Below are 13,297 nucleotides of genomic sequence, written 5' to 3' on the forward strand. Positions count from 1 at the left end.
AATGTGGAGTGGAAAAATGGCAGCACGCAAAGCGATGGTCGCAGGCAACTGGAAAATGAATGGTTCATTAGAACTCGTTCAACAACTGTCTGATGCTATTAACGATGTTAAATCTTCTGAAGTAAACATTGTTTTATTTCCTCCGTTTCCTCTAGTCCCAGCAATGATTGCAAGTGGTGTAACAACAGGCACGCAAACAGTGTCTGAGAATACCCCAGGTGCGTTTACTGGTGAAGTAGATGCAGAGCTAATTAAGCAGCTAGGTGCGAAATATGTACTGGTTGGTCACTCTGAACGACGCAGTATATATAAAGAAAGCAATGATACCGTTGCTGCAAAATTTGCTCGCGCGCAACAAGTAGGTCTAACGCCTATTTTATGTGTTGGCGAAAGCGAAACAGAGCAAGAAAGCGGTCAAACAGAACAAGTAGTTGCTGCGCAGATTGACGCAGTAATTAATAAATTAGGTGTAGCAGCACTAAAAGAATCTGTGATAGCATATGAGCCCGTTTGGGCTATAGGCACAGGTAAGACTGCATCGCCTGAACAGGCACAAAGCGTTCACAAATTTATCCGTGACAAAATTGCTGAACTAGATAGCGATTTAGCACAAGGGCTAACCATCTTATATGGTGGTAGCGTTAATGAAAAAAATAGCGAATTATTATTTGCGCAAACAGATATAGACGGCGGCCTAATTGGAGGCGCAAGTTTAAAAGCAGAATCATTTACTGCTATCTGCAATAGTGCAAAAGGGACCGTATAAGATGTACGAAATTTTATTAGTAGTGTATTTAATTGTAGCTTTAGCGCTTGTTGGTATGGTTTTGATCCAACAAGGTAAAGGTGCTGACATGGGGTCATCATTTGGTGCCGGCGCATCGTCTACAGTTTTCGGTTCTTCTGGGGCTGGAAATTTCATGACGAAAACAACAACGGTACTAGCTACAATCTTTTTTGTGCTTAGTATTGTGTTAGGTAACCTAACTGCCGGTCAAATTAAAAAGACTGACGAATGGGAAAACCTAGAAGCGGCTCCAGCTGTTGAAACAGTGACTCCAATTGAAGAAGATGTGCCAGTAACATCAACTAAAGAGCAAAGCTCTGACGTACCAAATTAATTTAGTTTTAAATCGTTAAGTTGTTTATTTCCCTCAAATAAACATGCTGACTTAGCACTAAGCAATAGCTTAAAAAATGCGGATGTGGTGGAATTGGTAGACACGCTACCTTGAGGGGGTAGTGCTTTCGGGCGTGGGGGTTCAAGTCCCCCCATCCGCACCAAATACAAAAACCAGTAACAGCAATGTTACTGGTTTTTTTGTGCCTAAAATTTAAAATATTAAACAACTCTTTTAGGAGTAATGTTGATCATTGAGTAGAACACTCTATATTTCAGTTGTTAGTGTTTACGAACGAATGTTACGGTATTTAACTTTATGTATAAAAAGCGTCTAAAGTTAACATTTCTGCATCTTAAGCCGATAATAACTATAGATAATTAAACGGAGTAAATGAGTATAGCTTCAGGTTTCTCTTTTAAAAACCTCAGCATAAGTAAGAAATTCATGCTATGACCAGTATCGCTGTAGTCGCATTTTTAGTAATTGTTTTAATCAATTACTTTGCAATGAATGATAATAGGGCTGCACTTGATGAAATGGAAAAGCTTTCCTATCAAGTTGTTAAGCTTACTTCTGCTAATGTTAGCCTGTCGGAAAACTCGATGAGCTCTATACGCAGCCGTTACATTTGACGAGCAAGAGTTAATAGAGAAAGCTGTTAATATATACAACACATTAATCAGCAACATAAGTGCGGTTGAGCAAATAAACGCTTCGTATATTCATAGTGACACAAAAGTTCAGTTAGCATATTACGAAAAAATATCATCAAATATTGCAAACGGTATGGTAAATGGTACGGCCGACTTTAGTAAAATCCAGCAACAGGCGCAAAGAAAAGCATCGCTGTACAATGATGTGCTTGAAAAATTTAAAGTAGCTCAGGCAAAAGCAGATGCTCACTTTTTTAAGTTGGTTGCAAGTACTAAAGAGCGCTCAGATCAGGCACTCACATTGATGCTGGTAGTATCTATTGTGTCGTTAATTTTATGGCTATTAGCAAGTGATACCGCGAATAACCTCAGTTTACTGGCAAATGGTAAAGGATCACTGAGCACTAATCTGCGCGTAAATTCAGAGGATGAAATTGGCCAAGTATCAATCAAGTTCAACTCCTTTATGGCCCTTTTGAAAAAACTGTACTTGAAGTAATCGCGGTGTGTGAAGCACTAATAGAAAACTCAACTCGCTTAGTGTTCTATTCAACTCCAGCCGGACACTTTTTTTAAAGAATTTTCATACCCTACTGGTGGCTGATCGTTACTAGCTAAGTGCAGGCTTTCCAGATTGTATTATTTCATATATTCAGTAACGACATTTTTCATGTGCTCACGCGTTGGCTGAGCCACTTTTAACAACCAATCATGTTCCAAGCCGCCAAAGAACCTTTCAACAACAGTGTTATCCCAACACGCCCCCACATCATCCATGCTTGCTCGCATGCCATAATGCTTTAATAGGTTGCGATATCGCTTAATTGTATACTGAGACCCTCTATCAGAATGAAATACCAAGCCTTTGGTTGGTTTTCTTAGGTTACAAGCCCTAGTCTCATTACTAAATCAGTCGTCATACGTTTATCAATATGCCAGCCAACAATTCGGCGAGAATATAAATCCATTACAACAACAAGGTACATCTAGCCTTCGCCAGTTTTCAGGTATGTCACGTCGCCAGCCCAAATCTGATTGGATGCTACCGGGTTAAAGTTTTGGTTAAGCAAATTATCTGCAACTGCATCAGAGTGTTTACGCTTAGTTGTTACTTTATAAGCTACTCGTTGTTTAACCACTAAACTGAGCTTCGCCATTAACTTTCGCGTTTTGTAGCGTGTTATTTTAAAACCTTCTTTGCGTAAGTTTTTACATAGCTCACGGTAGCCTAAGCTTTCTCTGCTGCGTTAAACAGCGCTTTGGCTCTGCGACAAAGATGCAGCTCTTTTGGCCGTTATAAGCTTTGCTGGAAGGTCAGCTGAGAGTTGCAAAGCGAACTTACTCTCGTTTTTAAATGAGATTTCATCGTCATACCCGTATAAGGTTTGATCACTGTCTAGACTCTTTCCACCCACTATAGAAGCAAATCCATTTATACGAACTTCAGCGTTTGTGTAACTAGATGCAAGTGCGGCACATATTGCTACTGCTACAGATAGCTTTTTCATATGTATTTCCTATTTGTTATTTAAATGTTGATTTTAGGAGGGTTATAGAAATGATTTTAATATTTATCTAATAACCTTAGCTAGTTAGTAAAAAAAGAAGTAAGCATTTAGTTTATATTAAAGTTTACAATTGTTAGTTTTAAGGTTTTCGTAGTTAAAGCTTTTGATTTAATTGAAGTTCAAAATCATTTGAATTTATTAAAGTTGTTTAGTTCATAATTTATAAAATAGTAAGTGCTGTTTAGATGATTGTTCATTTCTGATTTATCTTATGTTTTTCCTGTTTATAAACATTAAACATAGCGCTTTAGCGGATTATAACAAAGTGGTGAAAATTAAAAGGCGACCATTATCGGCTAAGAATAACTTAAATGTTTATACCAAACGGTATGCTTAGTTACAGTGTATTTAGTCTTACTCCTTGTTTCGTAATCAAATAACAACTTCCTAAACCTGAATTTTAGCTTAACATTACCACTGTATTAGCAAGGTAGTTCAAAGGAAGTGACAGTGATGAAGAGACTAACATGGTTAGTATTATGTTGCTTTGCATCCAATGCATATAGTAACGATGAAGTAAGTATTACATTGGTGGGGCATATTTCTCCAGTGTGTGAATTTACCTCACAAAATACTAATCTAGAGTTTTCTTCTAATGGCGTTGCTAATACTTCATTAGAGATTAACTGTAATTCGCCAATGCGAATATCAATGCAGTCAATTAATGGCGGTTTGAGTCATGAGCAAAGCAGTAGAATAAGTTCATATAATATTAACTGGTCATTGGAAGGTGCCAACAAAAGTGTGTCTGTATCGGCACAGGCAACCAAATCGACATATAGCTTTAATATTGATGATATCTTATTTAATAGCATTGCTGAAATTCAGTTAACTCTTGATGAACCCTTAATATATGCAGGAAGCTACCAGGATGTGATCCGCATAGAAATGACACCATCAGTAGTATCGGGTGGCGTGCTTTAAACGCACATTTATTTAACAAAACAAACTATATGTCACATGGATAAGGAATATAACAATGAATAAACTAATCGTAATTTCAGCAATCGCAGCACTATCTTCAGGTTCAGCACTAGCAGAAAACTTAAATGTAGGTGGTGCCGTTGAGTCTGTATGTGAAGTAAGCAATATTGCAACAACACACTACTTTCCAGCTCTTGCGTTAGGGAATACAAAAACAGTTAATTTTGACTTGAAATGTAATGATGTGGATGGTGCAACACTTACTTTAACTACTTCTGAGGGACACCTTCAAAACGCTGATCACGAAGATAGAGGTGTAGGATACACTGCTCATTTAACAGCAGGTCCTTATGACTTTACTTTGTCAGCTGAAGATGGCATCAATGATCAGAGTGCTTTTCAAAGCAATGGTGGAAGTAACACATTAGCAACGACAGGCGTCGCAGGAATGATTGACTTAGAAGTAACTCAGACACCGGTATACGCAGGTACGTATGCTGATACGCTAATGCTGACTGTTACGGCAAATTAAAGTTAAATCAAAAGGCAGTGGTTATCCACTGCCTTTATTTAGGAGGGAATTCTATGCATATTTTACTTATATTTATATTTTGTTTGTTTTCATTTTCAGTTAATGCCTTTCAAGTCAGGCCTATGGTAGCCGATCTCAGCGCTCAGGGGAGCCAATCACAACAAACACTTCGAATCATAAACCCATCGGATAAACCGCTAACAATTGATGTTTCTGCCTTTAATATGAGTATAAGTGATACGGGTGTTGAGTCTTTAGAGATTAACGAAGAAGATTTCTTAATTATTCCTATGACTACGATTATCCCACCAGGGAGTAGTCAATCGGTCATTGTTCGTTATATTGGTGAGCCTATAATTGAGCACTCTAAGTCTTATAGAATCACTGTAGAGCAAGTGTCGGTTGATTTGAACAATAGTGCCCAATCTGGTGTTGGTATGTCACTTAGTTTTAGAACGCTCTTTAACGTTGTTCCCGATAATGCTAAAGCTAACCTAATAATAAAAGAGAAAAAACAATTAGCAGAAAATCAATGGGGTGTGTCGTTAGAAAACCAAGGGAATAAATATGTACGCCTTTCTAAAGCTCAGTGGAATATTAAATCTAAGGATAAAGTGTTAACTTTAGAAGGAATGGATCTAAGTAGAGCCCTATCAGGTAAAATTTTACTTCCAAATTCAAAAAGCAATATTTCAATTTCAATACCAAAAGAGTTTCAAGCTGCTGATAGTGAGTTAGAGGTTATATTCTAATGTTTTATGTTCAGTGGTTCTCCCGATGTTTAATGATACTAATATGTAATATTTCTATTTCGGTAGCGGCTCTGGAAGTGACACCTATGGTGATCACATTATCACCGGATCAACCCTCAAAAATACCTTCTAGTTTTATTTACAATCAATTACCTAGAGAGATTGCATTTGATATTGAAGTGTTTGAAATTAATTTTTCTGAATCGAGCTCATCGTTAAAAAAGCTGGAAGATTCTCCATTATGGGTCTTTCCTCCCTCTTTATTTTTACAAGAGGGGCAAGGCCAGAAAATTCAATTTAGGTGGGTTGCAGAGAAGCTTCCGAAACATGATAAAAGTTATCAAGTCAGTTTAGTTGAGCAGCCTTTGGCTTCTAATATTGGTAGTGATACCTCACAACTTAAAATATTAATGAATGTAAATTTAGTTGTTCACGTAAACAGGGATATATATTCACCTAACTTAAAAATACTGACTTCTAAACTAGAAAAAGGGGAGCTTTTAGCCCAAATCAAAAATGAAGGAGAGGGGGCTGCGCGACTCAGTGACTATAAAGTTAAAGTAACTACAAATAAATCCGTTGTAACTATTTTTGAAAAACACGCTTTATTGGAGAAGGGGTACGATGTTTTTTTTGCACCTTATGCCACACAGACCATAAAAGTTAAGCTACCTGAAAATATTGAGAGCCGTGAGGTAGAGCATTTAAGTTTAGATTTAGTGCAATGAAAACTTCAGCAGTGTTCCTCTTCGCTATATTTTTTTTACCACTTAACGTGTTAGCAAAAATAAATCCTTCTAGTAGGACAATTGAACTTAATGTGTCAGTTCAATTAAATAAAAGTCCAATAGGTCAAGTCTCACTTAAAGTTGATAAAGACGATGCCCTTTTTTTACAGTGGAACGAACTAGAGCCGTATCTTCGCGAAATTTTACTTGAAGAAAAAGAGAGCGAGCTATTTAAGGTATTAAAAGGCAATACTTTAGCGGTATCTTCATTAAGGGAACTGGGTTTTAGTGTTGTGTTTGATATGAGCGATTTTAGTTTGGACGTTGTTGTTCCCATAGAGCTTACTCGCCCACAGAAATTAAGTGCACAAAAAAGAAGGAAAAAGTTAAAAGCAATTGAACCTGCTAACGCAAGTGGCTTTGTTAACGCTTATGCAAGCTACGTTCATCAGAACGATAAGGAGCAGCAGCAAGTTCAAGAGCAATATGCACTACGCTCAGAAATCGTCGCTAGTTGGCAAGGGTGGGTGTTAGAGAATGAATATGAATATAGTAAAGTATCGCAGCCGGCCTCATCAAGTTTAAAACGCCAAGGAACGAGATTAATTCATGATCTACCTAGCTTAGGCATGCGCCTTTCTCTAGGGGATAACTTTAGTTCAGGCGGTTATTTTCAAAACTCCTCTCGCTTGTTAGGTTTTTCTATAGCACATGATTTTTCTTTATTATCAGATAGGCCTATAAGGCCAACCGCTTCGCGTAGTTTTACTCTTCAAACGCCCTCAAGTGTAGAGGTATATGTAGAGGAGCGTATTATTCAGCGACTTAATTTGGTGGCGGGTATTTATTCTTTAGATGACATACCTTTGAGCGAAGGCAGCAATAATATCTCTCTAAAAATTACTGATATAGCTGGCGTTGTGCGCTATGTAAACTTTGATGTTGCAACTGGTTTAGACCTATTCGCACAAGGGCAGCTTGAATATGAGCTTCACTTAGGCGTGCCTGCTAACGCTGGCGATAAACTCGAATATGAACCAGATGATCCTTTTCTTAGTGCTTATTTGGACTATGGTCTGACACCTAGTTGGACTGCTGGGGTTACAGTACAAGGGGATAAATACGCTCAGCAAATAGGCATTAAACAAATCTATGCAGCTAAGGTAGGTCAACTAGCTTTTGAGGGGGCTTTTAGCTTCGCTGAGCATCAAGGGTATGCCTATCGTACTGTTTATAGTAGTTATAACATGAGTAACTTAGGAAGTGAGCTTACGCTGGGTTATGAATATAGTTCAAAATATTTTACAGCGCTCGGATTCAGGAACCAAGAAACGTTCAATAACCGCTATAAAGAGCACTATCTGCAGGCGAGTTATAGCTATTATGTTAACGATAGAACATTAGCCTCTTTTTTTACTAATATTTCCCGTGATCATGAGAGCGTTCAGTTTGATAAATCTCTAGGTATTAATTTTTCGGGCGACTTAGCTAATAGCCAGTGGAGGTATACTGCCGGAGCGCAATGGGATGATTTTAGAGGCGAGAGAGAGTGGGGGGTAAGTTTATCATTTACTTATAAATTTAATAATCAGCATAGGGTTAAACTATCGCACCGATCTAGACGTGATAAAACGAGACTTGAGTTTACGCAAGATAGTAACCAGCGGTTTGTTGGTGCGTTGAACTTGCGTGCTGGCTTAGAAAGTAATGATTTAAATAAAACAATCTTTGATTTAAACATGCAATATAACGCAAACCGTTTTGCTGCTAACCTTGAACATGCAAGTTTTTATAAAGATTTAAATGCGCGCTCTGCTTATCATCAAAGCCGTGTAAGTCTTGCATCTAGCATAGCTTTTGCAGATGATACATGGGCATTTGGAAAGCCTATATACGATAGCTTTGCTTTGGTTAACGCTCATAAAAGCCTAGAAAACAAAGTAATTACGTTAGGCCGAGTTGAAAATGAATATAGAGCTGATAATAGAGACTTCAAAACCATATTACTTAATGATTTAAGCTCATATGACAATATCAACATTCCTGTAGATATTGATGATCTAGCCCCAGGTTATGATATCGGCTCTGGAATGCTTAGCTTTTACCCAAAATACAAAACCGGGCACAAAGCAATAATTGGTACTGCAGCAAATATTTCTGTTATTGCGACTCTTCGTAATCGAGACGAGTCACCCTTAGCTTTAGTGGTTGGAAAGGCTATTTGCCCAAATAAAGTAACGAACAAAGAGTATACCTTTTTTACGAACAAGCGAGGCCGTTTTGCAATAACAGGGCTTGCTCCATGCCATTATAAGGTAACTTTACAAAATAAAGATAAAACTACATTTTCAATAGATGTGCGTGATGGTGAACAGTTGCAAAGAAAAGGGGTAATTTATGTACATTAAAATTGTGTATTTAGCAATAAGTATAGTCTTACTATCTATAGCAAATAGAGTTAATGCTCAGTGCGATGCGAGTATTGGTGAAATAGCATATTTGTTTGATGACTTATCTTTTTATCACGTAAAATCACAAAACGATGCAGAGAAAACAATTCGAGTAGATACAATAAATACGACGGATTGTACCTTGTATTTTAGTCTTTCTTCGCAAAACCAAGGGGCGCTTAAAGGTAATTCTCAATTTATTAATTACCAAATTCGTTTAGAAAATCAGTTGTTAAGCAAAACCAACAATCAAGTTAAACTTAACAATAATTCAGTAGATATCAGGTTAGTGATCCCTGCAGGCACCCCTGTAAAAGCAGGGTACTATACAGATAGACTTCAGTTGAAACTTTATGATGAGAACAAGCAAAGTCTTGATGAAGTAGAAATTGAAATAGAAACAACTATTCAACCTCGCACAAGCTTATCTTTATTAGGCTATAACACTTTTTCTAGTACTGTTTTTTTAGGGGAGCTGCGTCCTGCAGAAAAATACACTATGTTACCTAGCTTACAAATTGTGACAAATACCGATATCCAGCTGAATGTAACCTCAGAGAATAAAAGCCGTTTAATACACACAGTGTTTAGTACTAAATATGGTATTAACTATACATTACAGCTAGGTTCAGAAGAAATTAACTTAGCAAAGGCTTCAAATTTAAACTTTGCTTATTCTGGTCAGTCTGAGTTTTTCATTCCGCTTAGCATTCAGTTGGAAGATTTCACTCGCCAAGCAGCCGGTGAATATTCAGATGTTATTCGTTTTCAAATAAGCCCACTTAATTATTAACTTTACTTAAGTTTTTTTGGCACCAGAGCAATGCTTGTTGTTTGTTTTTTACAGATATTTTTTGGTAAATCTTGTGTAGATGTACTCTTACAGTGGCTTCACTTATAAATAGGCTATCTGCAATAGCGGTGGAATGTAGACCGGAGAAAAGTAAGTTTAATACTTTAATTTCTTTGCAAGTGAGATTACTTGATTGCAGGGCCGTTTGCTGTTCAGAGGCTAACATTTGTCTCATCCAGCTGTCAGTGACATCGCGTGGAAACCAAAGTTTTCCTTGTTCAATGGCTTCGAGGCCCTGTTGAAAAAGTGAATCATCTGAACTTTCATAAAAAAGCCCCTTTAAATTAGGCCATTCTTTTAAGGCTAATACGTCACTATTTTTAGGTACATCAAATATAACTAAGTTTGTGTAGCCGTTATCTTGCATAAATTGATTAATAAGGTCGTAGGTTGTTATTACGTTAAGTGCTTGGTAATTAACTAATAAAATGTTGTAGTTAGCTGCCACACAAAAGAGTGAGGTATAGTCTGGACTATTAAAGCACTTTATATTGCGTATTGGAGTATTTTTAATATCCATAATTTCTGTCCGTAGAAGTATTGTTAATACTATATTGCTATTTTTGGTTAATATCAATCATAGTGTATAGTTCAATAAACTAAACTGGATGTAGATTGATGCTATTTATAGAATAACGATAGGCTTGTATGTAAATATTTAAGGTACGCACAAACGCAGTACGGATAACGCGCTCACTTTCTAGCTAAGCGGTTTTATTTAGTACAGGTTATTCAAAAATAATCAAAAGTATAATTAATTTGCACCTATATGTTTATAAAATGAAAACCTTATACATTTATTCACAAATATGCAACACAATACCCATCCAGAGGAAAGATGCTATTAGGCGTCTTTTTTTTATGCCTAAAACTTATTGCTTAAGTCAATAAGTTTGCATAACTAAATTATGCGGTATCCTTTGGAGAAAATTTTGAAACTACGCAAACTCTCACAGTTAAGCCTAGCAATTATTGCTGCACTTACTACCACAGTAAATGCACAAGAAGCTAAAACCACTGCCAAACAAGACGCGTTTGAAAAAATCGAAGTTACAGCTCGTAAACGTGATTTTTTGAAATCAATCAAGAAACAAACTCATACGCAGCTTACATTAACGGTAGTTACGACTTAACGGATGATTTAACAATTGGCGGTGGCCTTCGTTACTCTAAAGATGAGAAAGATGCCGATGCGATTTTTCCAACATTCGCTGAACGTAAGTACGTAAGTGCAGAGTTTGACGCTGTAACATGGGATGTAAATGCATCGTATCAAATCAGCAATAACATGAATGTATATGGTCAAATTCAAAAAGGTTACCAAACAGGCGGTTTCCCTCCACGCCCATTTGGTGGTCCAGATCAGTTTGTATCGTTTGATGAAACCAAAGCAGTTAACTACGAAATTGGTTTAAAAGGCCAAGTACATTAAAATGTGTCTATGATGCTTGCGATGTTTGTTACCGACTACACTGACTTAGCACTACCATTCTCAGATCAAACTGCGGGTGTGGTGGCTTTGTAACTATCGTTGAGAATGCAGGTCAGTCTAAAGCGCAATGTATTGAACTTGAACCACAATTGCAAGAACTGATGACTTTACTATTCAGAGATTACCAAAGTCTATTTACTTTAAAAGTAAAACAAAAAAGGTAAGCCATGGCTTACCTTTTTTATGGTTAAAAATAATTAACCTTCTTTATGTTCTTTACGTGCCTGCTCAATTTCTGCGGCAATTTCACGTGCTTTTTGCTTGGTTTTTTCAGTCAGCTCGCCAGCCGCTTCTTTGCTTTTAATCCATGCATCAACAGCTACTTCTTTGCCGTCATCGTACATGTCTAAGCCCATTTCTTTACTCTCTTCAAGTAGCTCATTAAATGATTCATCATTTTTAAGCTCATTGGTTTTTTCCTTTACTTCATTCCAAGTTTCATCAAGCTTTTCTTTCACTTGAGCGCTTGTTTCTTTTGCATCTTGTTTTACTTCGTTGGCATCTTCACAGCCAGTTAACGTAATTAAAGTGCCTAATAAAGCTAAACCTGCTAATTTTTTCATTTACTATCTCCTTTAGAGAAAATTATATTTCAGGGGTAACTATACAACAATGAAAATGAACATAGCTGTAACAACACGATTAAGTTTTAAATTAATGGACGAACATGATTGGCCGCAATTATACGAGCTCGATCAAGACCCAGCCGTTATGCAACATTTAACACAAGGTAAACCCACTTCGCTTGAAGAGATAAAAACAGTCAGTATTCCTAGAATGCTTGCTTATCGTAATGAGCAACAAGGGTGGGGGTTATGGCAAGTAACATTGCGTGAAAGCAATACCTTTATAGGATGGGTGCTTGTTCGGCCGATGGGCTTTTTTTCAGATACGCCTGATTTTAGTGATATTGAAGTGGGCTGGCGGTTTAAGCAAGCGAGTTGGGGCAAAGGGTATGCTATCGAAGCGGCAGGCGCTATTTGTTCAGAGCTTGAAAAACAACGCCAAGTAAAGGCAATTAGCGCTACAGCACTGACCTCAAATGTTGGCTCAATTAATGTTATGAAAAAACTCGGTATGCAGCTTAAACATTATTATATTCATACAGAGGATGGCTCAAATTTAACAGCCGTGCTTTATTCAAAGTCATGTGGATAATCTAACAACAATCCTAGGCTCTTTAAATGCGACCTATAAATATTGACCTAGTGTTTGTTACTGTGCATTAATGTTTGCCATCAATGTATAAAAATAACCTAAGGATATGGGATGGGATCACTTTTTTCACCACGCAAGCTAATTATTAGCAGTGTCTTAATAATACAAGTAGGCTTTTTTAATGTAGCGGCTAAACAAAGTGCGGTGGCGATGCCCGACACATTTAGTGCGCACGCTGCAAAAGCCGTATTAGAGCAAGGCGGCAACGCGGTTGATGCCGCTATTGCTGCTCAGTTTGTATTAGCCGTTACGCTCCCCGAAGCGGGTAATATTGGTGGCGGTGGGTTTATGCTTATCCATAAAGATGGAAAAGGTGATTTTATAGATTACCGCGAAACCGCGCCCAGTGCCGCGCATCGTGATATGTATTTAGATGAGCAGGGGCAAGTAATTGAAAATAAATCTATTTACGGCATACACGCTAGTGGCGTGCCTGGCAGTGTCGCAGGAATGTGGTTAGCCCATAAAAAGCATGGTACGTTACCGTGGAAAGCGTTAGTGCAACCGGCAGTAATATTAGCAGAGCAGGGCTTTGTTGTGCCTGAAAAGTTGGCTCAGCTGATTGAGGACTATATAGGACATCTAAATAATAAAAACATTAATGTAAACTTTGCCAGTTATTTTGCAACCGCTACGGCAGGTGCGCTTTTTAAACAACCAGAGCTAGCTGCCACACTCAAACGCATTCGCGATGAGGGTCAAGATGGCTTTTATCAAGGTGAAACTGCCGCAATTATTGCAAAATTTATGCACCAACATGGCGGGATCATTAACCAAGATGATTTAAAACGTTATCGTGCTAAATCGCGGACTCCTATAAAAGCGAATTGGAATGGCTACCAAGTGCTTACTTCACCGCCACCAAGCTCAGGCGGCATTGCTATATTGCAATGGCTGAAAATGTATGAGCTTAAAAAACCAACGCCTGAATCGCCCCGAGTTCATCGGAGACCAGTTTGTTTAAGTCAGGCCACTTTACCTGACTCGTTTAAATTATCATAGT

14 protein-coding genes, 1 tRNA gene and 4 pseudogenes are annotated in these 13,297 nt (G+C 37.7%); 15 read left to right on the top strand and 4 right to left on the bottom strand.

The window, feature by feature from the left end; all coding sequences use genetic code 11:
- The first annotated feature begins 16 nt into the window (after positions 1–16).
- From tpiA to MTN96_RS23070, 5 genes are all read left to right on the top strand, one after another.
- Positions 17–766, top strand: a complete 750-nt coding sequence (gene tpiA / locus MTN96_RS23050) for a triose-phosphate isomerase (protein ID WP_036981841.1) — start codon at positions 17–19, stop codon at positions 764–766.
- Between the two features lies 1 nt (position 767).
- The gene (secG, locus tag MTN96_RS23055; protein WP_036981843.1) at positions 768–1,121 is read left to right on the top strand and encodes a preprotein translocase subunit SecG; all 354 of its coding nucleotides are present in this window, start codon (positions 768–770) and stop codon (positions 1,119–1,121) included.
- 78 nt (positions 1,122–1,199) lie between these two features.
- Positions 1,200–1,284 (top strand) — tRNA-Leu (locus MTN96_RS23060).
- A gap of 289 nt (positions 1,285–1,573) precedes the next feature.
- Positions 1,574–1,756, top strand: coding sequence for a hypothetical protein (locus tag MTN96_RS23065; RefSeq protein ID WP_069438673.1), 183 nt, complete (start codon positions 1,574–1,576; stop codon positions 1,754–1,756).
- A gap of 154 nt (positions 1,757–1,910) precedes the next feature.
- Positions 1,911–2,276, top strand: a complete 366-nt coding sequence (locus tag MTN96_RS23070; protein ID WP_248532834.1) for a hypothetical protein — start codon at positions 1,911–1,913, stop codon at positions 2,274–2,276.
- Positions 2,277–2,326: 50 nt separating this feature from the next.
- On the opposite strand, the pseudogene MTN96_RS23075 reads toward MTN96_RS23070, so the two are convergent.
- Both MTN96_RS23075 and MTN96_RS23080 read right to left on the bottom strand, forming a co-directional pair.
- Positions 2,327–3,024: pseudogene (locus tag MTN96_RS23075) on the bottom strand (IS3 family transposase); the annotation flags it as partial.
- 51 nt (positions 3,025–3,075) lie between these two features.
- Positions 3,076–3,285 (bottom strand): annotated as a pseudogene (locus MTN96_RS23080) (hypothetical protein); the annotation flags it as partial.
- Positions 3,286–3,798: 513 nt separating this feature from the next.
- Between MTN96_RS23080 and MTN96_RS23085 the strand changes: the two are divergent.
- The 6 genes from MTN96_RS23085 to MTN96_RS23110 all read left to right on the top strand — a co-directional run bounded on the left by MTN96_RS23085 (position 3,799) and on the right by MTN96_RS23110 (position 9,524).
- Entirely contained in the window at positions 3,799–4,269 is a 471-nt protein-coding gene (locus tag MTN96_RS23085; RefSeq protein WP_036981847.1) for a hypothetical protein, read from the top strand.
- Between the two features lie 55 nt (positions 4,270–4,324).
- Complete coding sequence (locus MTN96_RS23090; RefSeq protein ID WP_036981848.1) at positions 4,325–4,801, top strand: hypothetical protein; 477 nt, start codon at positions 4,325–4,327, stop codon at positions 4,799–4,801.
- Between the two features lie 53 nt (positions 4,802–4,854).
- On the top strand, positions 4,855–5,553 hold the full coding sequence (locus tag MTN96_RS23095; protein WP_248532835.1) for a DUF916 domain-containing protein: 699 nt from the start codon (positions 4,855–4,857) through the stop codon (positions 5,551–5,553).
- A gap of 86 nt (positions 5,554–5,639) precedes the next feature.
- On the top strand, positions 5,640–6,281 hold the full coding sequence (locus MTN96_RS23100) for a hypothetical protein (RefSeq protein ID WP_248532836.1): 642 nt from the start codon (positions 5,640–5,642) through the stop codon (positions 6,279–6,281).
- Positions 6,282–6,328: 47 nt separating this feature from the next.
- Positions 6,329–8,689, top strand: coding sequence for a fimbria/pilus outer membrane usher protein (locus MTN96_RS23105; protein WP_248532837.1), 2,361 nt, complete (start codon positions 6,329–6,331; stop codon positions 8,687–8,689).
- The gene (locus tag MTN96_RS23110) at positions 8,679–9,524 is read left to right on the top strand and encodes a hypothetical protein (RefSeq protein WP_248532838.1); all 846 of its coding nucleotides are present in this window, start codon (positions 8,679–8,681) and stop codon (positions 9,522–9,524) included. Before MTN96_RS23105 ends, MTN96_RS23110 begins: the two co-directional genes overlap by 11 nt.
- On the opposite strand, the gene MTN96_RS23115 is transcribed toward MTN96_RS23110, so the two are convergent.
- On the bottom strand, positions 9,514–10,104 hold the full coding sequence (locus MTN96_RS23115; RefSeq protein WP_036981855.1) for a LuxR C-terminal-related transcriptional regulator: 591 nt from the start codon (positions 10,102–10,104) through the stop codon (positions 9,514–9,516). The genes MTN96_RS23110 and MTN96_RS23115 overlap by 11 nt on opposite strands.
- Before the next feature lie 412 nt (positions 10,105–10,516).
- Here MTN96_RS23115 and MTN96_RS23120 point away from each other — a divergent pair, with 412 nt between their 5' ends.
- Both MTN96_RS23120 and MTN96_RS23125 read left to right on the top strand, forming a co-directional pair.
- The gene (locus tag MTN96_RS23120; protein WP_036981856.1) at positions 10,517–10,717 is read left to right on the top strand and encodes a hypothetical protein; all 201 of its coding nucleotides are present in this window, start codon (positions 10,517–10,519) and stop codon (positions 10,715–10,717) included.
- Positions 10,657–11,251 (top strand): annotated as a pseudogene (locus MTN96_RS23125) (TonB-dependent receptor domain-containing protein); the annotation flags it as partial. The gene MTN96_RS23120 and the pseudogene MTN96_RS23125, both read left to right, overlap by 61 nt.
- A gap of 22 nt (positions 11,252–11,273) precedes the next feature.
- On the opposite strand, the gene MTN96_RS23130 reads toward MTN96_RS23125, so the two are convergent.
- A complete protein-coding gene (locus MTN96_RS23130) occupies positions 11,274–11,639 on the bottom strand; it encodes a hypothetical protein (RefSeq protein ID WP_036981858.1) in 366 nt (121 codons plus the stop codon).
- Positions 11,640–11,688: 49 nt separating this feature from the next.
- On the opposite strand from MTN96_RS23130, the gene MTN96_RS23135 reads away from it, so the two are divergent.
- Both MTN96_RS23135 and MTN96_RS23140 read left to right on the top strand, forming a co-directional pair.
- Positions 11,689–12,234 carry a GNAT family N-acetyltransferase gene (locus tag MTN96_RS23135; protein ID WP_069438667.1) on the top strand — a complete coding sequence of 182 codons (546 nt, stop codon included), beginning with the start codon at positions 11,689–11,691 and terminating at the stop codon, positions 12,232–12,234.
- A 111-nt stretch (positions 12,235–12,345) separates the two neighbouring features.
- A pseudogene (locus MTN96_RS23140) lies at positions 12,346–13,215 on the top strand (gamma-glutamyltransferase); the annotation flags it as partial.
- Positions 13,216–13,297 lie beyond the last annotated feature (82 nt).

It is taken from the genome of Pseudoalteromonas sp. 2CM28B, from assembly GCF_023161935.1.